General features: G+C 71.9%; 19 protein-coding genes. 8 read left to right on the plus strand and 11 right to left on the minus strand.

Annotated features, from left to right (window positions below):
* Window positions 1-3: 3 nt before the first annotated feature.
* The 4 genes from OU416_RS01360 to OU416_RS01375 form a co-directional block, all read right to left on the minus strand.
* Entirely contained in the window at window positions 4-1,275 is a 1,272-nt protein-coding gene (locus OU416_RS01360; protein ID WP_270924920.1) for an SLC13 family permease, read from the minus strand.
* Window positions 1,276-1,447: 172 nt separating this feature from the next.
* Window positions 1,448-2,194 carry a fumarylacetoacetate hydrolase family protein gene (locus OU416_RS01365; RefSeq protein WP_270924921.1) on the minus strand — a complete coding sequence of 249 codons (747 nt, stop codon included), beginning with the start codon at window positions 2,192-2,194 and terminating at the stop codon, window positions 1,448-1,450.
* Complete coding sequence (locus OU416_RS01370) at window positions 2,185-5,085, minus strand: FAD-binding and (Fe-S)-binding domain-containing protein (RefSeq protein WP_270924922.1); 2,901 nt, start codon at window positions 5,083-5,085, stop codon at window positions 2,185-2,187. Before OU416_RS01370 ends, OU416_RS01365 begins: the two co-directional genes overlap by 10 nt.
* 29 nt (window positions 5,086-5,114) lie before the next feature.
* On the minus strand, window positions 5,115-6,272 hold the full coding sequence (locus OU416_RS01375) for a pyridoxal-phosphate-dependent aminotransferase family protein (RefSeq protein WP_270924923.1): 1,158 nt from the start codon (window positions 6,270-6,272) through the stop codon (window positions 5,115-5,117).
* A gap of 224 nt (window positions 6,273-6,496) precedes the next feature.
* On the opposite strand from OU416_RS01375, the gene OU416_RS01380 reads away from it, so the two are divergent.
* On the plus strand, window positions 6,497-7,246 hold the full coding sequence (locus tag OU416_RS01380) for an IclR family transcriptional regulator (protein WP_270924924.1): 750 nt from the start codon (window positions 6,497-6,499) through the stop codon (window positions 7,244-7,246).
* Window positions 7,247-7,265: 19 nt separating this feature from the next.
* Here the strand turns inward: OU416_RS01380 and OU416_RS01385 are convergent, their stop codons facing one another.
* Entirely contained in the window at window positions 7,266-8,651 is a 1,386-nt protein-coding gene (locus OU416_RS01385) for an FAD-dependent monooxygenase (RefSeq protein WP_270924925.1), read from the minus strand.
* A gap of 123 nt (window positions 8,652-8,774) precedes the next feature.
* On the opposite strand from OU416_RS01385, the gene OU416_RS01390 reads away from it, so the two are divergent.
* Window positions 8,775-9,374, plus strand: a complete 600-nt coding sequence (locus OU416_RS01390; protein WP_270924926.1) for a TetR/AcrR family transcriptional regulator — start codon at window positions 8,775-8,777, stop codon at window positions 9,372-9,374.
* A 94-nt stretch (window positions 9,375-9,468) separates the two neighbouring features.
* Here the strand turns inward: OU416_RS01390 and OU416_RS01395 are convergent, their stop codons facing one another.
* Complete coding sequence (locus OU416_RS01395; protein WP_270924927.1) at window positions 9,469-10,218, minus strand: S1 family peptidase; 750 nt, start codon at window positions 10,216-10,218, stop codon at window positions 9,469-9,471.
* Window positions 10,219-10,671: 453 nt separating this feature from the next.
* Here OU416_RS01395 and OU416_RS01400 point away from each other — a divergent pair, with 453 nt between their 5' ends.
* The 3 genes from OU416_RS01400 (at window position 10,672) to uvrA (ending at window position 15,297) form a co-directional block, all read left to right on the plus strand.
* Window positions 10,672-11,154, plus strand: coding sequence for an RICIN domain-containing protein (locus OU416_RS01400; protein WP_270924928.1), 483 nt, complete (start codon window positions 10,672-10,674; stop codon window positions 11,152-11,154).
* A 79-nt stretch (window positions 11,155-11,233) separates the two neighbouring features.
* On the plus strand, window positions 11,234-12,685 hold the full coding sequence (locus tag OU416_RS01405) for a GGDEF domain-containing protein (RefSeq protein ID WP_270924929.1): 1,452 nt from the start codon (window positions 11,234-11,236) through the stop codon (window positions 12,683-12,685).
* 179 nt (window positions 12,686-12,864) lie between these two features.
* Window positions 12,865-15,297 carry an excinuclease ABC subunit UvrA gene (uvrA, locus tag OU416_RS01410; RefSeq protein ID WP_270924930.1) on the plus strand — a complete coding sequence of 811 codons (2,433 nt, stop codon included), beginning with the start codon at window positions 12,865-12,867 and terminating at the stop codon, window positions 15,295-15,297.
* Here uvrA and pdxR read toward each other — a convergent pair whose 3' ends face one another.
* A complete protein-coding gene (pdxR, locus tag OU416_RS01415) occupies window positions 15,298-16,776 on the minus strand; it encodes a MocR-like pyridoxine biosynthesis transcription factor PdxR (protein WP_270924931.1) in 1,479 nt (492 codons plus the stop codon).
* A 66-nt stretch (window positions 16,777-16,842) separates the two neighbouring features.
* Between pdxR and OU416_RS01420 the strand changes: the two genes are divergently transcribed.
* Window positions 16,843-17,670 (plus strand): methyltransferase domain-containing protein, encoded by an 828-nt coding sequence (locus OU416_RS01420; RefSeq protein WP_270924932.1) that lies wholly within the window; start codon window positions 16,843-16,845, stop codon window positions 17,668-17,670.
* A gap of 28 nt (window positions 17,671-17,698) precedes the next feature.
* Here the strand turns inward: OU416_RS01420 and OU416_RS01425 are convergent, their stop codons facing one another.
* Window positions 17,699-18,295 carry a TetR/AcrR family transcriptional regulator gene (locus OU416_RS01425; protein ID WP_270924933.1) on the minus strand — a complete coding sequence of 199 codons (597 nt, stop codon included), beginning with the start codon at window positions 18,293-18,295 and terminating at the stop codon, window positions 17,699-17,701.
* 88 nt (window positions 18,296-18,383) lie between these two features.
* Here OU416_RS01425 and OU416_RS01430 point away from each other — a divergent pair, with 88 nt between their 5' ends.
* Window positions 18,384-19,340 (plus strand): alpha/beta fold hydrolase, encoded by a 957-nt coding sequence (locus OU416_RS01430; RefSeq protein WP_270924934.1) that lies wholly within the window; start codon window positions 18,384-18,386, stop codon window positions 19,338-19,340.
* Between the two features lie 166 nt (window positions 19,341-19,506).
* A complete protein-coding gene (locus OU416_RS01435) occupies window positions 19,507-20,688 on the plus strand; it encodes a lactonase family protein (protein WP_270924935.1) in 1,182 nt (393 codons plus the stop codon).
* 23 nt (window positions 20,689-20,711) lie between these two features.
* Here OU416_RS01435 and OU416_RS01440 read toward each other — a convergent pair whose 3' ends face one another.
* The 3 genes from OU416_RS01440 to OU416_RS01450 all read right to left on the minus strand — a co-directional run bounded on the left by OU416_RS01440 (window position 20,712) and on the right by OU416_RS01450 (window position 24,019).
* Window positions 20,712-21,146 (minus strand): VOC family protein, encoded by a 435-nt coding sequence (locus OU416_RS01440; protein ID WP_270924936.1) that lies wholly within the window; start codon window positions 21,144-21,146, stop codon window positions 20,712-20,714.
* A 38-nt stretch (window positions 21,147-21,184) separates the two neighbouring features.
* Window positions 21,185-22,150: an LLM class flavin-dependent oxidoreductase gene (locus OU416_RS01445; protein WP_270924937.1), complete on the minus strand. Its 966-nt coding sequence runs from the start codon at window positions 22,148-22,150 to the stop codon at window positions 21,185-21,187.
* Between the two features lie 102 nt (window positions 22,151-22,252).
* Window positions 22,253-24,019, minus strand: coding sequence for a serine hydrolase (locus tag OU416_RS01450; protein ID WP_270924938.1), 1,767 nt, complete (start codon window positions 24,017-24,019; stop codon window positions 22,253-22,255).
* Window positions 24,020-24,142: the final 123 nt, after the last annotated feature.

Here is a 24,142-nt window from a genome sequence, read left to right on the forward strand (position 1 = left end):
CCGTCAGAGCCAGCCAGGCAGGACGAAGATCGCGCAGGTCAGCACCGGGGCCACCGCGATCATGCTCATGCCCCAGACCATCAGGCCCTTGAACGTGGCATCGCGCTGCTCCTCCGGGGCGTTGGCGACCACCAGCGCGCCGCTGGTGGAGAACGGCGAGGAGTCCACCACCGACGACGAGATGGCCAGCGCGATGATCAGCCCGACCGCGCCGACCTGACCGGTCTGCAGGAACGGCACCGCGAGCGGGATCAGCGCGCCGAGGATGCCGGTGGTGGAGGCGAACGCGGACACCCCGCCGCCGATGAGGCAGATGACGAACGCGGCCAGCAGCGGAACGCCGATGCCGACGACCCCGTCGCCCAGGAACTCGATGGTTCCCACGCCCTCCATCAGGCTCACGTAGGTCACCACGCCGCAGACCAGCAGCACCGTCGGCCAGGCGATCTCGGCCACGCACCTCTTGGTGACCTCGGGCCACAGCAGGACGATGACCGTCGCGATGCTCAGCGACAGCAGGCCCACGTCGAACTCCAGCGCCAGCGCGCCGACGGCGAGCGCGAGCAGCCCGGCCAGCGTCGTGGTCCGCTGCGCGTTCAAGGTGCTGGTCCGGACCGCGGTCGTGGCGCCCGGCCCGCCGGGCTGTCCCGGCTCGGTGGTCACCCGGCGGCCCAGCAGCTTCCGGCCGCCGAACAGGGAGAACACCGCGACGCTGAGCAGCAGGTTGAACAGCATCGAGCTGATCCACAGCAGCACCGGATCGCCCGGCAGCCCGCTGCGCTCCACGACGCCGTTGGTGATGCTGCCGAAGATGCTGATCGGCGAGAAGCCGCCCGCGCTCGCGCCGTTGATGATGAGCAGGCCCATCAGCAGCGGGTTGATCCGGTAGCGGGTGGCGAAGTTCAGCCCGATCGGCGCCATCATGGCCACCGCGCCGGGGACCACCGCGCCGACCATCGTCAGCAGGCCGGTGATCACGAACATCACCCACGGGATCAGCGCTATCCGGCCGCGCACGGCCCGGACCCCGCTGTGGATGAGCCAGTCGACCGTGCCGTTGGCCTTGGCGATGGCGAACAGCAGGGTGACGCCGACCAGGGTGACGAACAGATCGCCCGGGAACCCGGCGAACAGGTCGTCGCTGGACTGGCCGAAGACGAACGTGCCGAGCAGGAAGGCGCCCAGGAACGCGACCGCTCCCATGTTCACCGAGCGCAGGGTCGCTAGGGCGAAGATCAGTACCAGGCCGATGATCGAGATTACCTGTGGGGACATCGACACTCCTCGAGGCTGACGGTGGCTCGCAGGGGGTGCGTTGGTGTGGCGGATCTCGTTGGTGCGGCGCGGGATCGCGCCGCTTCCGGTGCGCACGTCGACCGCTTCGCGCGGGTGGCCGGGCCCGCTGGGCGTTCGTCCTGGAGCACCACCTCCTCCTCGCTGCCGGCGCTCAGGGCCGCTCGGCCACCGCGTTGCGCAAGGTGCCGATACCGGAGATCTCCACCTCGACGTCGTCCCCGGGCGCCATCGGCCCCACTCCGGCGGGGCTGCCGGTGAGCAGCACGTCGCCGGGTTCGAGGGTGATCCAGCGGGTGACGAAGGCCAGCAGCTCACCGATCCCGAACACCATGTCCGCGACCGATCCCCGCTGGACGACCGCACCGCGCAGCCGGGTGGTGATCCGCATCGCCGCCGGGTCCGGCGGCTCGGTCTCGATCCACGGGCCCAGCGGGCAGAACGTGTCCGCGCTCTTCGCCCGCGTCCACTGGCCGTCGGCCCGCCAGTCGTGCGCGGTGACGTCGTTGGCGCAGGTGTGGCCGAGCACGAAGTCCGCGGCGCGATCGGCCGGAACACCACGAGCGGTCCGGCCGATGACCACGGCCAGCTCGCCCTCGTACTCCAGGCGCCGCACCTCGGGCGGCCGGAGGATCTCGTCGCCCGGGCCCACGATCGCGTTGGGAGCCTTGAGGAACAGCGCCGGCTGCTCGGGCCACGGCCTGCCCTTCTCGGCGATCTGGTCGGCGTAGTTGCTGCCCGCGCAGACGATCACGCGCGGCTCGCACGGCGCGAGCAGCCGGACCTCACCCAGCTCTCCGACGACCCGGCCCGGGACGCCGTCGGTGAGCTCGTGCACCAGGTCCCCGACGACGGCACCCCGGCCCGTCCGCCCGTCGCGGCGGTAGCGGACTAGTCGCATCGCGCCAGCGCCTCGCGCACGAGCTCCACCGGGTGCCAGGCGGTGCGGCCCGCGCCGTGGAAGATCTGCTGCCTGCACGACACACCGGTCGCGGCCACCACGGTCTCCTCGGATTCGGCTGCCAGCGCGGGGAAGAGCCGGTCGCCGCCGACGGTCATGGAGGTGTCGTAGTGCTCCGCCTCGAACCCGAACGAACCCGCCATCCCGCAACATCCCGCGTCGATCTCCACCACCTGCGCACCCGGGATCCGGCGCAGCAGCGCCATCGTGGCGGCGGTGCCGACCTCGGCCTTCTGGTGGCAGTGGCCGTGGAAGACGATGCGCCGCCCGGCGAGCCAGGAATCCGCGCGCAGCGCCAGCCGCCCGGCGTCGATGGCCTCGACGAGCAGTTCCTCGACCTGCTTGACCCGGTCGGCCACCGACGCGGCGCCGGGCAGCAGCGCGGTGTGCTCCTCGCGCAGCATCAGCACGCACGACGGCTCGCAGCCGACGATCGGCGAATCCGGCGCGGTGTCCCGGTGCAGCGAGGTGACCAGCGCGGCGGCCTTCTCCTTCGCGTCCGCCAGCATCCCCTTCGACATGCTCGACCGGCCGCAGCAGCCGCCTCCGGCCAGCTCGACCCGCCAGCCGGCCCGCTCCAGCAGCTCGATGCCCGCCCGGCCGATGTGCGGCTCGGTGTAGGTGGTGAAGGAATCCGCGAGCCAGGTGACCGCGCCGAGCGGACCGCCGGCAGCGGGCCTCCGCCGGAACCAGCGCAGCAGGTTCTCCCGGTGGAACACCGGCAGCGGCCGGGCCGCGGTGATGCCGAGCGCGCGCTCCAGCAGGCGGCGCAGGAAACCGATCCGGCCCGGCAGGTTCGACAGCGGCGCGGTGGCCGAGCCGAGCCGGTTGAGCGCGCGGATCGCGGAGAACGCGCGCGACCGCAGCGGCGTTCCGTGGATCTCGTGGTGGTGCGCCAGCGCTTCGGCCTTCAACGACGCCATGTCCACGCTCATCGGGCATTCGCTCTTGCAGGCCTTGCACATCAGGCAGAGGTCGAGGATCTCGTGCAGCCGCTCGTCGCCGAGCGCGGCGTGCGGATCCGGTTCCGACAGCGCCTTCACCAGCGCGTTGGCCCGGCCGCGGGTGGAGTGCTCCTCGCTCTTGGTCGCGATGTAGGACGGGCACATCACGCCCGCGGTCGACTTCCGGCAGGCGCCGATGTTCATGCAGCGGTCCGCCGCGCCGCGCATCCCGCCGACGACCTCGAACTCCAGCGAGGTCCGCAGCGGTGGGGCGGGTGGGAGGGCGTCGCGGTCGCGGAGGTTCTCGGTCATCGGCGGCGCGTCCACGATCTTGCCCGGGTTCAGCACGCCGTCCGGGTCGAAGAGCCGCTTGACCTCGCGCATCGCCTCGTAGAGCTGGTCGCCGAAGATCTCCCGGTTGAACTCGCTGCGGGCCAGCCCGTCGCCGTGCTCGCTGGAGTTCACCCCGCCGTACTCGGCGACGAGGTCCTTGACCGCCTCCGCGACGGTGCGCATCTTCGCGACCTCGGCCGGGTCGGTCAGGTCGACGAACGGGCGGATGTGCAGGCAGCCCACCGAGCAGTGCCCGTAGAACCCGGCCTCCATCCCGTGCTCGTCGAGGATCTCCTTGAACCGCTTCGTGTACTCGGCCAGGTGGACCGGGTCCACGGCGGTGTCCTCGACGAAGGCCAGCGGGCGGCGGGTGCCCTCCCCGGCGGCCATCAGCAGGCCCAGGCTGGACTTGCGGACCTTCAGCAGCGCGGCCTGCTCGGCCGGGGTGACCGCGCGCAGCGTGTGGTAGCCGTGCCCGCTGCGCTGCCACTGCCGGTCGAGCTGGTCCAGCTTGGCGATCAGCTGCGCCTCGTCGTCGCCGGTGAAGGACACGAACAGCAGCGCGCCCGGGTCGCCGACGAGGACGGTGCCGAGATCGGCGAACTCGATCTTCTGCCGGGACAGCTCCAGGATCGTGCGGTCCATCAGCTCGACCTGGTGCGGATCGCAGGCCAGCGCGTCGGTGGTGGCCGAGATGGCGCTCGCGGCGTCGGTGAAGTGCCCGACGGCGTAGACCGTCCGCGCGGGTTTGGGCACCAGGTCCACCAGCGCGCGGGTGGCGACGACCAGCGTGCCCTCCGCGCCCACCACGAACTTCGCCAGGTCGAACGGCTCGCCCAGCCGGTCCAGCCGGTACCCGCAGGCGCGGCGCCAGAACGCGGGCATCTTCTCCTCGATGACCGCGGCGTTGGCCTCGGCCAGTTCCGGCAGCGCCTGGTAGATCCGCCCTTCGAGGGTGTCGGCCGCGGCACGGCGCCGCCGCTCGGCCTCGCCGACGGGCTCGAACCGGGTGCGCGAGCCGTCGGCGAGCACCACCTCCAGCGCCCGCACGTGATCGATCGTCATGCCGTAGGTCAGCGACCCGCTGCCCGCGGAGTTGTTCCCGATCATGCCGCCGATGGTGGCCCGGTTGCTGGTGGAGGTGTCCGGGCCGAACATCAGCCCGTGCTCGGCGGCGGCCTGGTTGAGCTGGTCCTGCACCACGCCGACCTCGACCAGCGCGGTGCGCGCCACCGGGTCGATCTCCAGGATCCGGTTCAGGTGCCGGGAGGTGTCGAGCACCAGGCCGGGCCCGACGGTCTGGCCGACCAGGCTGGTGCCCGCGCCGCGCGGCACGATCGGCACGCCCAGCCCGGCGGCGATCCGCACCGCGGCGGCGACGTCGTCGGCGTGGCGCGGGAAGGCGACGCCGAGCGGCGTGATCGAGTACATGCTGGCGTCGCGGGAGAAGAGGTGGCGGGTGTAGTCGTCGAAGGCGACCTCGCCGTCGAGCGCGTCGCGCAGCGCGCGCTCCAGACGTGCGCCGAGGGTCTGCTGGGTGGTGGAGGCGGTCATCTCGGAACCCTTCCGTCCGGTGTCAGCGGTCAGGCGCGCAGCACCTCTAGTGCGGCCCGGATCCCGCCGGGGTCGACGGGAACCCCGGCCAGCTCGAGTCCCATTTGGACGCCCGAGAGGGTTCCGGCCAGCGTGAGGTCGTTGAAGTCGCCGAGGTGGCCGATGCGGAACACCCGGCCGCTGACCTTGCCCAGCCCGGCGCCCAGCGACATGTCGAAGCGGTCCAGGATGATCTGGCGGACCTTGTTCGCGTCGTGCTCCTCGTCCAGCAGCACCGCGGTCAGCGCGCTGGAGTGCTCGCGCTCGTCGGCGCACAGCACCTCCAGGCCCCAGCCGCGCACGGCGGCCCTGGTCGCCGCGGCGTGCCGGTCGTGCCGGGCGAAGACCGCGGGCAGCCCTTCGGATTCGAGCAGCGCCAACGCTTCTCGCAGCCCGTAGAGCAGGTTGGTGGGCGGGGTGTAGGGGTAGTACCCGCGCTCGTTGGCTTCGAGGAACGGCGCCCAGTTCCAGTACGACTTCGGCAGCCGCGCTCCTTCGGCGGCGGCGAGCGCCTTCTCGCTGATCGCGTTGAAACCCAGGCCGGGCGGCAGCATCAGGCCCTTCTGCGAGCAGCTGATCGTGACGTCCACGCCCCACTCGTCGTGCCGGTAGTCGATGGAGCCCAGCGAGGAGATGGTGTCCACCAGCAGCAGCGCCGGGTGATCGGCCCGGTCGATGGCCGCCCGGATCTCCGGCACCCGGCTGGTGACGCCGGTGGAGGTCTCGTTGTGCACCACCATCACGGCGGCGATGCGGTGCCGGGTGTCGGCGGCCAGCCGCTCGGCCACCACCGCCGGGTCGACTCCGTGCCGCCAGTCGCCGGGGACGAAGTCCACGACCAGCCCGAGCCCCTCGGCCATGTCGCGCCACAGGGTGGCGAAGTGGCCGGTCTCGAAGGCGAGCACGTGATCGCCGGGGGAGAGGGTGTTGACCAGCGCGGCTTCCCAGGCCCCGGTGCCCGAGGACGGGTAGATCACCACCGGGCCGCTGGTGCCGAACACCGGCTTGATCCGGCGCAGCACGTCGAGCGCGAGCTCGGCGAAGTCCGGCCCGCGGTGGTCGATGGTGGGTTGCGCGATGGCGCGCAGGACCCGGTCGGGAACGTTGGTCGGTCCGGGGATCTGCAGGAAGTGCCGTCCGGCTCTCATCAGTCCCGTCTCTCCGCGATTGTCAGTGGTGGTTGCGTCCGGGATTGAGCTCGCGTTGTGCGGTTTCTTGTGGCTGGGTTGCATCACGGTCCCCTTAGGTGCGGTTGAGCAGGACTCGGGGCTCATCGCACAGCCTTCTTTCCCCGCCGCTGTGCCGTGTGGTGGTACGCTGTGCCGATTTGGAGCGCGGCGAGAGTAGGCAGCCGGATGAACGGAGTCAAGACATGCGCAACGTCCTGAACGCGCTGCGGGTGCTGGAAGAAGTCGCCGCGCGCCAGCCGATCGGCGTCGGCGAACTGGCCAGAGCGCTGGACATGCCGAAGAGCACGGCGCAGCGCGCCTTGCTCACGCTCGGCGAAGCGGGCTGGATCCGCCCGGCGGAGGGCGAGGTCAAGCGGTGGGCGCTGACCACCAAGGCGCTCTCGATCGGCGGACGGGCCAGCGGCGACCTCGGACTGCGCGACGCGGCCCGGCCGATCATGGAGGACCTGCGGCGGCGCACCGAGGAGACGATCCACCTGACCGTCCCGGAGGAGGACAAGGTGGTCCTGATCGAGCGGCTGGAAACCTCCAAGCCGCTGCGCATCAGCATGTCGCTCGGGCACGCGCTGCCGCTGCACGCATCGGCCAACGGCAAGGCGGTCCTCGCGCACAGCAGCGCCGAGGTGCTCAAACGCCTTGCGATCGGCGAACTCCCGCGCTACACCGACAGCACGATCACCGACCCGGACCAGATGCTCGCCGAGCTGGAGCGGATCCGCCTGCGCGGCTTCGCGGTCAACCACGGCGAGTGGCGCACCGACGTCGGCTCGGTGGCGGCCGCGGTGGTGGCCGAACCCGAGCGGCCGGTGGCCAGCCTCAGCGTCAACATCCCGATGAGCCGCCTGACCGAGGAATCGGAGGAGGGTTTCGGCCGGGCGGTGGCGGAAGCGGCCGAGCTCCTCGCCGCCCGCCTCGGCTACGAAACGCAGTAGTGGCGCCGATCGCAGGAGCTCAGAACGACTTCACGGCCCGGTCGGTCGCCCAGGCCACGTGGCCGTCCGGTCGGATCAGCGCCGCGCGGACCGATGCCCAGTCCGGCCGGGTTTCGGCGAGCTCGTCCCGCCCACCGGTGAAGTCGAGCCGCACGTGGCGGCCGGGCCGCAGCCGCTCGAACAGGCACGTGCCGTCGCCGAACCGCAGGTTCGGGGCGCGCAGGCCGGTCAGCGGGTGCGCGCCCGGATCCGCCGGCGGGTAGCGCACCGCCAGGCCGGAGAGCCGTTCGGCCAGGGCGCGGGAGAACTCCGGCTGCTCGGCGATCAGCTTCGACAGCAGTGCGCGCAGCTGCTGGCCGTCCGGCGAGAACGCGGCGAACAGCGCGTTCTGCGCCTGCGTGCTCTCCAGCAGGTCGACGCCGACCGGGTGCCGCTCGTCGTGGTAGCTGTCCAGCAGGTCCTCGGAGGTCGCTCCCGATGCCACGGCGGCGAGCTTCCACCCGAGGTTCATCGCGTCCTGCACCCCGACGTTGAGGCCGACACCACCGGCGGGCATGTGCTGGTGCGCGGCGTCTCCGGCCAGCAGCACCCGGCCCGCGCGGTAGCGCTCGGCTTGTCTGCTGGCGTTGCCGAACCGGGACAGCCAGGCCGGTGAGCGCATCCCGTGGTCGGTGCCGGTGATCGCGGTGACCTTGGCCCGCACCTCGTCGAGGGTCGGCTCACCGGGCCAGTCGGTCCGCAGGTCGTCCGGGGTTTGCCCGACGAGCCGGTGCAGCCCGCCGGGCAGCGGCACGATCATCACCCCGCCGCGCTCGGTCGCCACGGTGGCGAAGTTGCCCGCCGGTGGTGCGTCCAGCACCACGTCTGCCAGCCAGCCGAGCATGGTGTGGGCGGTGCCGGGGAAGCCGATGCCCGCCGACCGCCGCACGGTGCTGCGGGTGCCGTCGCAGCCGACCACGTACCCGGCTTCGAGCGCGTATGCGCCGTCCGGCCCCTCGGCCTCGACCGTGACCGAGCTGCCGTTGTCGACGACCTTCGCGACCCGGTGTCCACGCAGGACCGTCGCGCCCGCGGCCCGCGCGTGCTGCTCGAACAACTCCTCGGTGCGGGCCTGCGGGATGGCGAGCGTGTACTGGAAGTCCGTGTCGAGCAGCCGGAAGTCGAGCCGGTCGTCGAGCATCCCGAAGTGCCCGCTGGGAATGCGGACGCCTTCGGTCAGGAACTGCTCGTGCAGTCCGCGCGAGGCGAGCAGCTCGATGGTGCGGGGATGGATGGTGAGCGCCCGGGAGCGCTGATCGGGAGCCGCTCGCGGTTCGAGCACGGTGACGCCGATCCCGGCCAGTCGCAGTTCCGCGGCGAGCCGGAGCCCGACCGGCCCGGCCCCGGCGATGACGACCTCGTCCATGGAACCTCCTCTTGTTCACTGACCAACACTAGTGGCTGTGTTGGTCAGTGAACAAGAGTGCGTTGTCCGTTGAACAAGCGAGGTCCGGCCGCTGCGGGCCGCCGCCCGGTTTAGGATCGCGGGATGAGCGAGCGGCAGCAGGAGATCGCCCGGGCGGCGCTGGAACTGCTGGAGGACAGGGGAGCGGAGGCGGTGAGCCTGCGCGCGGTCGCCGACCGGCTCGGCGTGCGGCTCAACACGGTGTCCTGGCACGTCGGCTCGAAGGCCGGGTTGCAGGACCTGATGGCCGACGAGATCGTCGGCGAGGTGTCGCTGAAGCGGTTGCCCAAGGAGTGGGAGCCGCGCGTGCGCGAACTGGTCCGCCGCTACCGCGCAGCGTTGCTGCGGCACCGGGACGGAGCCGCCGTCGTCGCGGGCACGTTCGTGGCCAGGCCGAACACCCTCGGGCTGTCCGACGCGCTGGTCGCGGCACTGCTCGGCTCGGGCTGCGGCGACGCCGACGCGGCGTGGACGGCGTGGACGCTCGTGTACTTCACGCTCGGCCTCGTGGCCGAGGAGCAGAGCGCGCCGGACGGCGATGGGGCGCTCGCCACCGCGGTCACCGCGGGCGCCTACCCGGCGCTCGCGCGCACTGTCGTGCACATCGGCGCCGGCAGCTTCGGCGAGCGGCACCGCTTCGGCCTGGACCTGATCCTCGACGGTCTGCGCGCTCGCATCCGCTGAGGTTCGGATCGGGAGCGAGCAAGACCGGTTGGTCCTGTGCGGATGGTCCCGGGAGCGGGGCCGTGGAACGGATCCACGGCCCCGCCCGCCCGGTTCACCGGCTGCGGTCGCCGCCGGTGGTCTGGCTGATCCAGTCGGCGTGGGCCACGACGCTGGTGTAGATGCCCGGCTTCTCCGTGCAGTTCTCGGCCTGCCCGCGGCTGGTCGCGCCGACGAGCGCGTAGCCGCTGCCGTTGCGCACCACGGCGGGGCCACCGGAGTCGCCGTAGCAGGCGCTGGCCTTGCCCTCCTGGTTGTCGATGCACAGCTCGCGCGAGGAGTCGAAGGGGTTGTCCGATCCGGTGCAGTTCGCCGGCTCGGTCGTGGTGGTCGTGAGCTCCTTCAGCTGCACCGGCGGTTCGCCGCACTTGGGTGTCGCGCACGTCTGCCCCCAGCCGAGCAGGTGCAGCTCGGTGCCGGTCTGCGGTGCCGAGCTCGCGATCTCGACCGGTTCGGCCTGGGCGGGCTTCGACAGGTGGACCAGGGCGATGTCGTAGCCGGCCTGCTGCTGCTTCGACTGCGGGTGGGTCACGAACTCGTCCGGTTCGACGAGCTCGCCGCCGCTGGTGCGATCGGTCGTGCCGATCCGGTACCGGACATCGCCCGGCTTCTTCCCGTCCACGCAGTGCGCGGCGGTGACCAGCCACTGCTCGTCGATCAGCGAGGCGCCGCAGTGGTGCTCGCCGTCGGTGGACTGCATGGACGCGACGAAACCGTACTCCTGAGTCGGCTGGGTACCTCCGATGATGAGCGGGGTGGCCGTGGCGCCGGCGACCGGTGTGGCGAGCGCCAGTCCGAAAAGCATCGCCGCTGACGCGAGAATTCCGCGGCGCAGAGAACCTCGGGGCACGTTCTCTCCTTCCAGGTCCAGCCCGGCGCCGGGGGAGTGCGCCGTGAGCTGGGGTTAGTCGGGTGTGCGGAGATACTGCCCAATGCGGGGAGTAATCGCATTACTCCGAACGGACTAATCGCGACGTGTGGTCGATCGTGTGCCGAGAGTGTGCGGCGGCAGTGGCTGGTGTGGCGAATCCCGTTGCGCGGCAAAGGATCTTCAATTTGTCCACTGTGGATGATCGGCCCGGTGGGGCCGGTTCGGTGTGCACCCGGTCGTGACGCGAAGTCCGCTCCGGTGCCCGGAATTTCACCGCACCGTCGCGTGAAGATCGGCGGGTGCGGTACCTGTGCTCAGCGGAAGCTCAGTGCGTCCGGGCGGAACGAGGCTCAGCCTCGGCTGGAAGGAAGGTCGATCATGGCTCCGTTGACGACATGGCTTCGCGCGCTCCCGGTGGTCCCCGCAGTGCTCGCGGCGACCGCGGGCGTCGCGGCCGCGCAGCAGGACGAGGTCGAGATCCGCACGTTCGCGGGCAAGTGCGCGGACGTGAGCGCCAGCAGCACGGCCGATGACGTGGCGCTCATCCAGTTCAGCTGCAACGACCAGCCCAACCAGCGGTTCACCATCGTCCCGGTGGGCCCCGACCTGGTGGAGATCCGGACCTTCGCGGACAAGTGCCTGGACGTCCGCGGCGCGTCGAGCGCCGATCTCGCGCCGATCGTGCAGTTCTCCTGCAACGGCCAGGACAACCAGGCGTTCAGGATCGCCGGCGTCGGCCCCGGACTGGTGGAGATCCGCACCGTCTCGGGCAAGTGCTTCGACGTGCGGGGCGCGTCGAGCGCCGATCTGACGCCGATCGTGCAGTTCTCCTGCAACGGCCAGGACAACCAGCACTTCCGCATCGTCTGACGGTGTTTATGCAGGTCATAGCGTTGTAGTCGAGCAGATCCGGACGGCGTGGGCGCGGGCGGTGTGCCACAGTGGCCAAGTGCGCGCGCCCGCGCGGCCGTCGCGGTGGCTGGTGGTGACGGGACTCGCGGTCCTCGCGGTGGCCGCCACGGTCGTGGTTCTGACCTGCTCGAACCCGGCCGCCAGGTTCGCCGACGACCTGGCGGCCGTGGTCGGCGCGATCGCGGCCACCGCCGCCTGCGCGGGGACCGGCTGGTCGCACACCGGGCCGGAGCGGAACTGGCGGCTGCTGATGGCCGCGGGACTCGGCGGCTGGGCCGCGGCGCACGCGATGTGGACGTGGCACCGCGCTGCGAACGGCGGGCCGGTCGCCGTGCCCGGCGCCGCCAGCGTCCTCTACCTGGCGCTGCCCGTCGGTGTGTTCGCCGCGCTGCTGGTGATCGCCCGCGCCGATCACGCCACGCTCCGGAGCTACGAGACCACCGAGCCGCCGCGGGTGCTGCTGCTCGACGGCCTCATCGTGGTGGCCTCGATCATCGCGGTCGCTCGCGAGGTCCACGCACTGGACCCGGGCCCCGACGGCTCTGCCGCGGCGGTGCTGGTGCGGGTCTCCTACACGGTCGGCGATGTCGTGCTGATCGTGCTCGCGCTGCTGATGGCCATCGGCTTGCGCAGCATGTCGCGGTCCCGGCAGGTCTGGCTGGTGCTCGGCCTGTGCGCCATCGGAGCCGGCGACTTCACCTACGCCTACAGCACGATCACCGACGCGGCGATACCCGACGCCGCCGAACTCGGCCACCTGGCAGGCATGCTCCTGCTGATCCCCGCGGCGCTCGGGCCCTCCCTGCAGCCCGTGATCCGGCGCCGCAGCATCTCGCTGGCGCTGCTGGCCGTGCCCTACGTCCCGCTGGCCGTGGTGCTGGGCATGGTCGTGATCAACGTGGCGGGCGGCAGCCCGTACCCCGACGTCATCTACGTGCTCAGCGTGATCATCGCGCTGGTCGTGCTCCGCCACATCAGCAGCCTGCTGGCGCTCTACCGGTCCCACCAGCGGCTGGCCCGGGCGATCCTGCGCGACCCGCTCACCGGCGTCGCCAACCGGGTGCAGCTGGCCGACCTGTTCGACGAAGCGCTGTCGAGCCCCCGGTACGAGGAGCGCGGGCTGATCTACGTCGACCTGAACGACTTCAAGGCGGTCAACGACGAGCTCGGGCACCGCGCGGGCGACGAGCTCCTGCGCATCACCGCGCACCGGTTGCGCCGCTGCGTGCGCGACGACGACACGGTGGCGCGCATCGGCGGCGACGAGTTCGTGATCCTCCTCATCCCGCCCCCGCCGGACCCCGAATCGCTCGTGCAGCGCCTGGCCGACGCGGTGGCGCAACCGGTCGCCCTGAACGGGGTGAAGGCGCCGGTGCGGATCACCGCCAGCCTCGGCTACCACCGCATCGCACCTGGTCAGCACCCCAGCGACGCGCTGGCGCACGCGGACCGGGCGATGTACCGGGACAAGCGCGGCCGGGTGGACTGAGGCGGCGGGCGCCACCGCCCCGGACACGACGACCACGTGCACGTCGCGGGCGGTTTCGACGGTGCGCGCGCTCCGCTCCGCGTGCAGCGGGGCTGCGGGCTGCCTTGCTGCGGAGATCGGGTCCGGCTCCAGTAGCGTGTGTCGCGCCGCGATGCCGTTCGACTTGTGAGGACCCGGTAGTGCCAGACCACGAGAACTCCATGGTCCGCCTGCGCGGGGTCCGGGTGCACAACCTGCGCGAGGTCGACGTCGACTTCCCGCGCGATGCGCTGGTCGCCGTCACCGGCGTCTCGGGGTCCGGCAAGTCGTCGCTGGCGTTCGGCACCGTCTACGCCGAGGCCCAGGCCCGCTACCTCGAATCGGTCGCGCCCTACGCCCGGCGGCTCATCGACCAGGCGGGCGCACCGGACGCCAGGGAGATCACCGGGCTGCCGCCCGCCGTCGCCTTCCAGCAGGCCCGCGGCGCCGTGCAGGCCCGCTCCACGGTCGGCACCGTGACGGCGCTGTCGAACTCGCTGCGGCTGCTGTTCTCCCGCGCGGGCACTTACCCGGAGGGCGCTGAACGGCTGGACTCGGACTCCTTCTCGCCGAACACCCCGGCGGGCGCGTGCCCGGCCTGCCACGGCCTCGGGCGGATCCACGAGGTCAGCGAGAACTCGCTGGTGCCCGATCCCGGCCTGTCCATCCGGGAGAAGGCGATCGCCGCCTGGCCGGGCGCCTGGCAGGGCAAGAACTACCGCGACATCCTGGCCACGCTCGGCTACGACGTGGACCGGCCGTGGCGCGAGCTGCCGCAGGCCGAGCGCGAGTGGATCCTGTTCACCGACGAGCAGCCCGTGGTCACCGTGCACCCCCAGCGCGAGGCGGGCCGCATCCAGCGCCCCTACCAGGGCACCTACCAGAGCGCCCGCCGCTACGTCCTGCACACGCTGGCGACCACCCAGAGCACGGCGCTGCGCAACCGCGCGCTGCAGCACGCCGAAGTGCTGCCGTGCCCGGCCTGCGGTGGTTCGAAGCTGCGGCCGGAGGCGCTGGCGGTGACCTTCGCCGGTGCCGACGTCGCCGAGCTCGCCGCCCTCCCGCTCAGCGTGCTGGCGGCCAAGCTGCGACCCGAGCAGGACGGTGAGGTCGCGCGCGTGATCGTCGCGGACCTGCTGGCCCGCATCGAGGCGCTGACCGAGCTCGGCCTCGGCTACCTCCCGATGGATCGCACCACCCCGACGCTCTCGGCCGGTGAGCTGCAGCGGCTGCGCCTGGCCGCGACGCTGCGCTCCACGCTCTTCGGCGTGGTCTACGTGCTCGACGAACCGTCGGCCGGGCTGCACCCCGACGACACCCGGGCGCTGCTGCGGGTGCTCGACCGGATCCGGGAGGCCGGGAACTCGCTGGTCGTCGTCGAGCACGAGCCGGAGGTGATCCGGCACGCCGACTGGCTGATCGACGTCGGCCCCGGCGCCGGCGAGCACGGCGGGCGGGTGCTGCACAGCGGGCCGCTGGCCGGGCTGGCCGACGCCGCGGAATCGGTCACCCGCACCCACCTGCTCGACCCACCGGCCCCGGTCGGCCGCCACCGCGTCCCGACCGGGCGGATCGAGCTGCGCGGCGTGAGCCTGCACAACCTGGTCGAGACCGATGTGGACTTCCCGCTCGGCGTTTTCACCGCGGTCACCGGGGTTTCCGGCTCGGGCAAGACGACGCTGGTCACCGGCGTTCTGGCCGCGGCGGTCCGGGACCACCTCGGCGCCACCCGCCCGGACGACGAGGACGAACCGGAAGAGCTCGTGGCGCGCCACGTTCGCGAGATCACCGGGCTGGAGGCGGTCAAGCGGCTGGTGGAGGTCGACCAGCGGCCGATCGGGCGCACCCCGCGGTCGAACCTGGCGACCTACACCGGCCTGTTCGACGGGGTGCGCAAGCTGTTCGCCGCCACCGCCGAGGCCCGCGAGCGGAAGTACTCGGCGGGCCGGTTCTCGTTCAACGTCGACGGCGGGCGGTGCGACACCTGCCAGGGCGAGGGCGCGGTGGCTGCCAAACTGCTGTTCCTGCCCAACAGCTACGCGCCCTGCCCGGTCTGCCGCGGCGCCCGGTACAACCCGGAAACCCTCGAGATCCACTACCGGGGCAGGTCGATCGCCGACGTGCTCGCGATGACCGTCGAGGAGGCCCGCGACTTCTTCGCCGACGTGCCCGCGGTGGCCCGCAGCCTGGACACCCTCCGCGACGTGGGGCTGTCCTACCTCACCCTCGGCCAGCCGGCGACCGAGCTCTCCGGCGGCGAGGCCCAGCGGATCAAGCTGGCATCGGAGCTGCAGCGAACCCGCCGCGGCCGGACCCTCTTCGTGCTCGACGAACCCACCACCGGCCTGCACCCCGCCGACGTGGAGGTGCTGATGCGCCTGCTGCACGCCCTGGTCGACGCGGGCAACACGGTGGTGGTGATCGAGCACGACATGTCCGTCGCCGCGGCGGCCGATCACGTGATCGACCTCGGCCCCGGCGGCGGTGACGAGGGCGGCGCGGTGGTGGCCGCCGGAACCCCGGCGGAGGTGGCGAATGCCGGGACCGGTCGCACCGCGCCGTACCTCCGCGAAGCGCTCGGCGACCCGAGCTGACTACAGGCGGCGCACGGCCTCGCCGATGGCGGCGATCCCCTCATCGATCTCGGTCGCCGTCCTGGCGGCGTAGCCGAGAACGAGCCCCGGCTCGTGCGGGTGCTGGCGGTGCCAGGACAGCGGCTGGACCTTCACCCCCGCCTCGAGCGCGGCACTGGCGAGCTCGGTGTCGGTGAACCCCGCGTTGAACGTGATCAGCAGGTGCAGCCCGGCGGCGGCACCGTGGATGACCGCGCCCGGCAGGTGGGCGTTGATCGCCCCGATCATGGTGTCCCGGCGTCGCCGGTGACGGGGGCGGAGGTGGCGCAGGTGGCGTTCCAGGTCGCCCGATTCCATCAGCCGCGCCAAGGTGAGCTGCGGTAGCGCCGCGTTGCCCAGGTCCGCGTACCGCTTCGCGGCCACGAGGTCGTCCCGATGGCGCCGGGGCGCGAGGACCCAGCCGATTCTCAGCGCCGGAGCCAGGAGCTTGGAGATGCTTCCGGCGTAGATGACCTCTTCGGCGAGCATCGAGCGGAGGGCGGGCACCGGCGGTCGGTCGTAGCGGTGCTCGGCGTCGTAGTCGTCCTCGACGATCAATCCGCCACCAGCGGCCCACCGCATGAGCTCGCGGCGCCTCTCGCCGCTGAGCACCACGCCGGTGGGGAACTGGTGCGCGGGTGTCAGCAGCACCGCGGGAGCACCCGAGGCGTGCAGGTGATCGATGCGCAGACCGTCGGCGTCGACCGCTGTCGGCGGGGTTCTCACCTGTCGGCTGCGCAGGTGCTGGCGAGCCCCGAGCGATCCGGGATCCTCCACCGCCACGTCGCGGATTCCCGAGTCGTGGAGCACCTGCGCGGTCAGGGTGAGGGCTTGGGCGGTGCCGGCGACGATGAGAACTTCGTCGGGATCCACCGAGATTCCACGAGTGCGGGCCACCCAGGTGGCCACCGCCGCGCGCAGCGCTGGCGTGCCGCGGGGATCTCCGTATCCGAAGCCGGAAGCCGCGAGCTCGCCGAGCGCGGTGCGTTCCGCGCGCAACCAGGCTGCCCGGGGGAAGGCCGCCAGGTCGGGCGTGCCCGGTGACAGGTCGATCCGCGCCGGTGCTGCCCGCAGGGAATCGAAGACGTCGGCACCGGGGGCGGCGGTGAACAACGCGTTCGCGGACGGGGTCGCGCCGGGAGCCGGTGGCCGGGACGCCGATGCGGGAGCGGCGACGACGACCGTCCCGTTGCGACCGCGACCGTCGACGTGACCGTCTTCGCTCAGCCGCCGGTACGCCTCGGTGACGACTCCGCGGGAGACGCGCAGTTCGGCGGCCAGCGTCCGGGTGGCGGGCAGCCTGCTGCCCACCGGCAGCCGGCCGTCGGCGATGGCGAGCCGGAGCCGGCGGGCCAGCCAGTCGGACAGCCCGCCCACCGGTGCGTCGTCCGCGTGCAGCTGCAGGAAGTCCGCACCCGGACTTTTGGACCTGTGCGAAGCGTCGTCATTGGACCTGGGCACCGGACCATTGTGGCGCGAGGGTGGGTGGTGCCGGAGGGAGCGGTCCGCGGGAAAGGGCGAAGCGTGATGACGATCGACTACGTGCACGGCTACTCGGAGCTGGAGGCCCGTCGGCTGGGCGACCAGGCCAACGCGCTGGCGGCGCTGCTGCACGAAGGCACCGCGTACCCCGCGGGGAGCCGGGTGCTGGAGGTCGGCTGCGGGATCGGCGCGCAGACCGCGCACCTGGTGGCCGGTAGTCCCGGAGCTCGTATCGTCGCAGTGGACGTCAACGAGGAGTCCTTGGCGCAGGCCCGTTCTCGCGTGGCTGCGACCTCGCCAGGGGCGGCGGTGGAGTGGCTGTGCGGCGACCTGTTCGACCTGCCCTTCCCCGAGTCCTCCTTCGACCACCTCTTCGTCTGCTTCGTCCTGGAGCACCTGCGCGATCCCCAGCGGGCTCTGGTGGAACTGCGTCGCTTCCTGCGGCCCGGGGGCACTGTCACCGCGATCGAGGGCGACCACGGATCGGCGCTGTTCCACCCCGACAGCGCCGCCGCTCGCGCCGCGATCGACTGCCAGGTCCAACTGCAGTCCACCGCCGGTGGCGACGCGCTCATCGGCCGGAAGTTGCAGCCTCTGCTCGCCGATGCCGGGTACGCCGGGATCACCGTTCAGCCGCGGCCGGTCTACGCGGATCAGAACCGGCCGGAGCTGGTCGAGGACTTCACCCGCAACACCTTCATCGCCATGATCGAATCCATCGGGGCCGACGCGCTGGCCGCCGGGCTCACCACCCCGGACGCCTGGCGCCGGGGCACCGCGGACCTCCACCGGACGACCGGGGCGGGCGGGACCTTCCACTACGCGTTTTTCAAGGCGACGGCCGTGAATCCCCTCAAGGCTCCTGGGGTGTGAAAGCACTGGAGGAAGTGCCACCTCGGGCTCAGGGCCTAGCTCCGGCGTGCAATGCCTGTGAGAGCGCGCTCATGCTGATCTCGACCGTCGCGCGGAGCTGTTCCTGGCTCGCCTTGGCTCTGCTCATCACGGCCAGCGACTGGTTGACCGCCGCGATGTGAACGGCGAAGTCGTCGGCATCGCTGTCGGCCAGCTTCGCGGCGTTCAGGGCCGTTCGCAGCCGCGCGCGCTGGAGTCCCAGTGCTTCGATCGCGCGTGCGGCGATGCCGGGGCTCAGCGCCGGTATCGCCATCGCGGTCTGGGCGACCAAACATCCGTCCGGCAGGTCCGGGTCGGCGATGCGCTGCAGCGTGACGTCGAAGAACTCCCGCACCGCCCGCAGCGGCTCGTCGGGCGCACGTGAGAGGGCCTGGTCGTACTTGGCCCCGTAGCGCGTGGTGTAGCGGTCCAGGCAGCGCAGGTAGAGCGATTCCTTGTCGCCGAGCGAGGAGTAGATGGAGCTGCGGTTCAACCCGGTCGCCCTGGAGAGGTCGTCGAGAGAGGTGTCGGCGTACCCGGCTCGCCAGAACTGGACCATCGCCGCATCGAGCACGACGTCCACGTCGAACTGCTTCTTCCCGGCCATCGCGCACGCACCTCGTTCTCGGGTCAAGCCGTTGTGCCCCGCCCAGCATATCTTGAACTAATCAGTTCAAGATGCGTAGGCTCGAGACATGACCGATGCCGCGACCACCGCGAACCGCCCTTGCGACCAGAGCTCGATCTCCGGGTTGCCGCTGCCCGACCTCGCGGGATTCACCCACCGCTGGGTCGACGCGGAAGGCGTCCGGCTTCATGCCGTGGAAGGCGGTCGGCCGACCGGCCCTGCCGTCGTCCTGCTCGCCGGCTTCCCGCAGACCTGGTGGGCTTGGCGCAAAGCGATGCCGGGCCTCGCCGAGCACTTCCACGTGATCGCGATCGACCTGCCGGGGCAGGGCCACTCCGACCGCCCCCACGACAGCTACGACACGCACACCGTCGCTTCGCGAGTCCAGGCCGCGGTGACCGCGCTCGACGTGCCGAAGTACTGGCTCGTCGCCCACGACATCGGGGCCTGGGTCGCCTTCTCGCTGGCCCTGGAGCACGAAGAGCGGCTGCACGGTGTCGCTCTGCTCGACGCCGGCATTCCCGGGATCACCCTCCCGGAGGCCATCCCGACGGACCCCGACCGGGCCTGGAAGACCTGGCACTTCGCGTTCCACCTGGTGCCCGACCTTCCCGAGACGCTGCTCGCCGGTCGCGAGCGTGACTACGTCGACTGGTTCTTGAAGGCCAAAGCGCTGTACCCGGACACGTTCGGCAGTGCCGAGATCGACCACTACGCCGCCGCCATCGCGGCCGAGGGCGGTCTCCGAGCGTCTCTCGCCTACTACCGCGATGCCGCGGAATCGGCGCGCAAGAACCACGACGCTCTTGGACGACAGCACTTGACCGTCCCGGTCCTGGGAATCTCCAGCTCCCACGGCTCGATCCCCGACATGGCCGCTTCCATCGGCCCCTGGGCGAACAACGCGACAGGCGTGGTCATCCCGCACGCCGGGCACTTCATTCCGGACGAGCAGCCCGGCGCAGTCGTGGACGCGTTGACCGCGTTCATCGGTCAATGCCCAGCCGGCGCAGCTCCACGTTGAGCGCCAGCCCCATCCGGTCACCCGCGGTGCGCGGTTGATCACAGCCCGCACGACTGCGCAACGAGGAGCAATCCCCTGCCGCGACAGGGGGATCGGTGCGCCGAATCGCCGTACGCGTTCGCGCCGAGCGCCGTCTTGTCCGCCGCCGCGGCGGAGGTGATCGTTGGTGGCGGCTGCTGCGACGCGGGAAGCGGTGATCACGATGAACGGTGCCCGGGAGATCGACCGGGCCGGGTTCCTCCGGCTGGTAGGACTCGGAATGGCCGCGGTCGGCGCGGGCGCGGCCCTGCCGGTGCGGGAAGCCACCGCTGGAGCCCCGCGCGCGCTCGCGGTCTACAGCGGCAACTTCAGCCCCGCCATCGAGCTGGCCGAGCTGAACCTCGCGGACGGCGAGCTGACCGGCACCGGCTCGGTGCCCGGTGTGGACAGTCCGGCCTTCCTGATCGGCAACGCCGACGGCACCCGGGTGTACGCGGTCAACGACATCGACGAGGGCAGGGTGACGGCGCTGTCGGTCGGCCCGGACGGCGGGCTCACCGTGCTGGGCAGCCAGCCCGCTCACGCGGTGATGCCCACGCACCTGGCGATCTTCCCCGGCGGGCAGCACCTGATCGTGGCCAACTACGGCAGCGGCAGCACCGCGGTCTTCCCGATCCTGCCCGACGGCGCGCTCGGCCCGCAGACCGATCTGGTGCAGTACGAGGGAAGCGGGCCGGTGCCCGGCCGCCAGGAGGGACCGCACGCGCACATGGTCGCGATCGCCCCGGACGGCCGCCACGTGCTGGTGCCCGACCTCGGCACCGACACCATCCACGTGCACGGCCTGAACACCGGCACCGGAAAGCTCGAAACGCTGGGTGAAGCGCGGTTGGCGCCCGGCGCGGGACCGCGGCACCTCGTCTTCCACCCGCGAGCCCCGTTCCTCTACGTGGCGAACGAGCTCGACTCCACCGTGACGGTCTGTGCCCACGACGGCGCGCAGGTGACCCCCGGGCAGGTGATCTCCACCGTTCCGCCGGGAGCGCCGGACAACTTCCCCGCGGAGATCCTGATCTCGGCCGACGGCCGGTTCGTCTACGTCTCCAACCGGGGGCACGACAGCATCGCCCGGTTCGCCGTGGAAGCGGCGGGGGAACGGCTTCGCCTGGTGGACACCGTCCCGTGCGGCGGCCGGTGGCCCCGGCACATCGCCATCACCCCGGACGGCCGGTGGATGCACGCGAGCAACCAGTACTCGAACACGATCACGGCCTTCCAGGTCGACCCGGACAGCGGCGCGCTGTCCCCGGTGGGAGAACCGTTCCCGACCCCGAGCCCGGTCTGCCTGCTCCACGGCGGAACCCGCTAGCGGCGGTCGGCCGCAGACCTCGTTCAGTCCAGGCAGAACTCGTTGCCCTCGACGTCCTGCATCACGATGCAGGACTCGTTCCCCTCGTCGGCGGGCAGCAGCCGCACGCGGGTCGCGCCGAGCGCGACCAGTCGCGCGCATTCGGCTTCGAGCACGGCGAGGCGCTCTTCGCCCACGAGCCCGATACCGGCCCGCACGTCGACGTGCACCCGGTTCTTGACGACCTTGCCCTCGGGAACGCGCTGGAAGTACAGCCGCGGGCCCGCACCGGTGGGATCCGAGCAGGCGAACCAGGAATCCCGCTCCTCGGCCGGCAGCGAGAGGTTGAAGTCGTCCCAGGTGGCGAAACCCTCCGGTGGCGGTGGGGCGACGTAGCCCAGCACCTCGCACCAGAACCGGGCGACACGCTCGGGTTCCGCGCAGTCGAACGTGATCTGGACCTGCTTCACAGACGCCATCGGCTCACCATAGTGCCCACCCGGCGCGGTCGGTGCGCCTAGTCGATGAACGCGCTCAGCAGCTCGTAGGAGCGGCGCCGTTCGACGTGGTCGTACACCGGGGTGGTCACCATGATCTCGTCCGCGCCGGTGGCGGTGAGCACGGCGTCGAGCTCGCCGCGCACGGTGGCGGGCGAGCCGACCACGACCTCGTGGCGGCGCGCTGCGAGCTCCTCCCGGTCGGCGGTGGTGCGGGGATGAGCGGCGGCGTCCTGCGGGCTGGGCAGGAGGATCCGGTTGCCGCGCAGGCGGCTGAGCACCTTCGAACGCGTTGACCCGGCGAGCCATTCGGCGTGCTCGTCGGTGTCCGCGGCGATGACGGACGCGCTGACGAGCACCTGCGGTTCCGACGCCACCGGCGAAGGCCGGAACGAGTCCCGGTAGCGCCGGACGGCGTCCAGCCCGCCCGGGTTGAGGTGGTGGGCGAAGGCGTAGGGCAGGCCGGTCGCGCCCGCGAGTTCGGCGCTGGCGGTGCTCGAACCGAGAACCCACACCTGCGGCCGGTTTCCGGCTGCGGGCACCGCGGTGACGGCCCCCGCCGCTGGTTCGAAGTAGCCGAGCAGCTCGTGCAACCGCTCGCCGAAGGGCGCGGAGGTCTGCGCGCCGCGAACCGCGGCGACGGCCTGCGGCGGACCTCCGGCGGCGCGGCCGAGCCCGAGATCGATCCGCCCCGGGTGCAGCGCCTCCAGCGTCCCGAACTGCTCGGCGACGATCAGCGGTGCGTGGTTGGGCAGCAGGACTCCGCCGGACCCGACCCGGATGCGGTCGGTGGCGTCGGCGATCCGGGCCACCAGCACGGCGGGAGCGGAGCTGGCGACGCCCCGCATGCCGTGGTGCTCGGGAACCCAGTACCGGTGGTACCCGAGCGAATCGGCGAACCGGGCCAGGTCGACGCTGTTGTGCAAGGCCTGCCGCGCCGTCGACCCCTGCACGATCGGCGAAGTGTCCAGAACGGACAACCGCATGTCGACTCCCTCCCGAGCGGGATCGTCCCAGATCCGCCTGCCGGCCGCGGGGCGGCAGAAGCCCGTGGAGACGGCCTCCACGGGCTTCTTCCTCCCGAGTGCTCAGTCCTCCGGCTGAGCCTGCCCGTCGCAGAACACCGCCTTGATGAGCCCGTCCAGCGCCGTGGGGAACACCGCCGCCGGGTCCGCTTCCCCGGTGGTCAGCGAGGCGGTCAGGGTCTTGGCCCCGTCGGGCGTGCTGATCATCAGCGCGCCGTAGCCGCCCGGGGCGCCGCCGTTGTGGTGCACGATGGTGCCGTGGTCCGGGCCCAGGTCCTGCACCCAGAGGCCGAGGCCGAGGCCGAGCTCGCCGTGCGGAGCGAGCATCTCGGCCAGCAGCGGAGCGGGCAGGAGCTCGCCGCGCAGCAGCGCCGAGATGAAGGTGCTGAGATCCCCGGCGGTCGTGATCAGGTCACCGGCACCGGCCAGCAGCGAGGGGTTCTGGCGGCTGACGTCGACCACCTTCCACTCGCCGGCGTCCTGGTAGCGGTAGTAGCCGCGGGCGTGCGGCCCGGGGAGGTCGGGCGAGGTGGCCGACACCGCGGTGTCCGACAACCCGAGCGGCTCCAGGATCCGCCGCTGCGCCTCCTCGGCGTAGGAGCGGCCGGTGAGCTTCTCGACCAGCAGCAGGGCGAGCGTGTAGTTGGTGTTGGAGTAGCTCTGGCCGGTCCCCGGTTCGAACCGCGCGGGCTTGGACAGCGCGAACCGCACCAGTTCTTCGGGCTTGTAGGTGTGGAACCGGTTGTCCACCCACGCCTTGCCCTGCGAGGGCAGCCCCATCACGAACGTCCCGTCGGCGTCGAGCTCGCCGGTGTAGTTGTACAGGCCGCTGGTGTGCTGCAGCAGCATCCGCACCGTGATCCGCTCGTCCAGCCCGAGCTCGGGCAGGTGACCGGCCACCGGGCTGTCGAGCTCGATCTCGCCCTCGGCCACCAGCTGGAGCACCAGCGTCGCGGTGAAGGTCTTGATGACGCTGCCCGCCCAGACCTGCCCGTTGGCCGGTGGCTTGGCGGTCCCGCCGAGCTCGCTCACCCCGGCGCTGCCTGCCCAGTCGCCCCGCTCGTCGTGCACGCGCATCTCGGCGCTGGCGAAACCGGCGTCGACGAGCGCCTGGACGGCTCGCTGCAGCTCCGGGCGGTCGGACTGGTCGACCGCGTTGCCGGGGAGGCTGTGGGCGGTGATGTCGCCGTAGGACGTGGTCGCGCGGATGTCGAGCTGGGCGGCGGCGCCGTCGGAGTTCTTGAGCGCGTTGCGGATCCGGCCGCAGGAGGTGCCGGCGTCCAGGCTGGCCGAGACTCCGCGGGCGGCGCCGACGGAGATGGAGCCGGATTCGGTGCGCAGCACGACCGCGCCGCGCACGGCCTCGGCGATGCGGATGTCGCCCTGCTGGGTGCTGATCTGCGCAGGGCCGTTCAGGCGGCCGACCGAGACGTCACCGGCGTGCGCGGTGAGTCGGAGGCTCGCGACCTCCTCGAGCGCGATCGCGCCGTGCGCGCCGTCGAAGGCGACGTCGCCGAGCCGCCCCGCGGTGTGCAGTTCGGCGGCGGCGGCCTTCGCCTCGACCTGCGATCCGGCGGGCAGCTGGACCGTCACCTCGACGGCCCCGGAAGGGCCGAGGACCTGGTTCCGCACCGGGGTCTCGATCCGCAGCACGCCGTCGCCGTACTCGACCGCGGTCTGCTCCGCCGCCTTCACGTCGCGGCTCCTCGCGGTGTTCGCGGGCAGGACCTCGACCGCGGTGTCGGCCCGGTCCGCGGCGATGAGCCGGACGCGTCCCGCGGGGACGTCCAGGACGGCGGAGATCGGGGCGGGGGTGTCGAAGTTCTGCATCGTGCTCTCCGTTCGGGCGGTCCCGCTGGCGGGGCGCTGGTGGTGGGTGCGATCGGTTGCCCGGTCGCTGGAACCACGTTCGCCTGCCGTGCTGACACCGGACGGCCACCGCGCTGACACGGC

Origin of the sequence: Saccharopolyspora indica (genome assembly GCF_027853965.1) — a bacterium.
GTDB classification, from domain to species: Bacteria; Actinomycetota; Actinomycetes; order Mycobacteriales; family Pseudonocardiaceae; genus Saccharopolyspora; species Saccharopolyspora indica.

Bases quoted from the DNA above. Each gene is read 5' to 3' on its own strand.
- OU416_RS01360 (WP_270924920.1), bottom strand. From the start codon at position 1,275: ATGTCCCCACAGGTAATCTCGATCATCGGCCTGGTACTGATCTTCGCC.
- OU416_RS01365 (WP_270924921.1), bottom strand. From the start codon at position 2,194: ATGCGACTAGTCCGCTACCGCCGCGACGGGCGGACGGGCCGGGGTGCC.
- OU416_RS01370 (WP_270924922.1), bottom strand. From the start codon at position 5,085: ATGACCGCCTCCACCACCCAGCAGACCCTCGGCGCACGTCTGGAGCGC.
- OU416_RS01375 (WP_270924923.1), bottom strand. From the start codon at position 6,272: ATGAGAGCCGGACGGCACTTCCTGCAGATCCCCGGACCGACCAACGTT.
- OU416_RS01380 (WP_270924924.1), top strand. From the start codon at position 6,497: ATGCGCAACGTCCTGAACGCGCTGCGGGTGCTGGAAGAAGTCGCCGCG.
- OU416_RS01385 (WP_270924925.1), bottom strand. From the start codon at position 8,651: ATGGACGAGGTCGTCATCGCCGGGGCCGGGCCGGTCGGGCTCCGGCTC.
- OU416_RS01390 (WP_270924926.1), top strand. From the start codon at position 8,775: ATGAGCGAGCGGCAGCAGGAGATCGCCCGGGCGGCGCTGGAACTGCTG.
- OU416_RS01395 (WP_270924927.1), bottom strand. From the start codon at position 10,218: ATGCTTTTCGGACTGGCGCTCGCCACACCGGTCGCCGGCGCCACGGCC.
- OU416_RS01420 (WP_270924932.1), top strand. From the start codon at position 16,843: ATGACGATCGACTACGTGCACGGCTACTCGGAGCTGGAGGCCCGTCGG.
- OU416_RS01425 (WP_270924933.1), bottom strand. From the start codon at position 18,295: ATGGCCGGGAAGAAGCAGTTCGACGTGGACGTCGTGCTCGATGCGGCG.
- OU416_RS01430 (WP_270924934.1), top strand. From the start codon at position 18,384: ATGACCGATGCCGCGACCACCGCGAACCGCCCTTGCGACCAGAGCTCG.
- OU416_RS01440 (WP_270924936.1), bottom strand. From the start codon at position 21,146: ATGGCGTCTGTGAAGCAGGTCCAGATCACGTTCGACTGCGCGGAACCC.
- OU416_RS01445 (WP_270924937.1), bottom strand. From the start codon at position 22,150: ATGCGGTTGTCCGTTCTGGACACTTCGCCGATCGTGCAGGGGTCGACG.
- OU416_RS01450 (WP_270924938.1), bottom strand. From the start codon at position 24,019: ATGCAGAACTTCGACACCCCCGCCCCGATCTCCGCCGTCCTGGACGTC.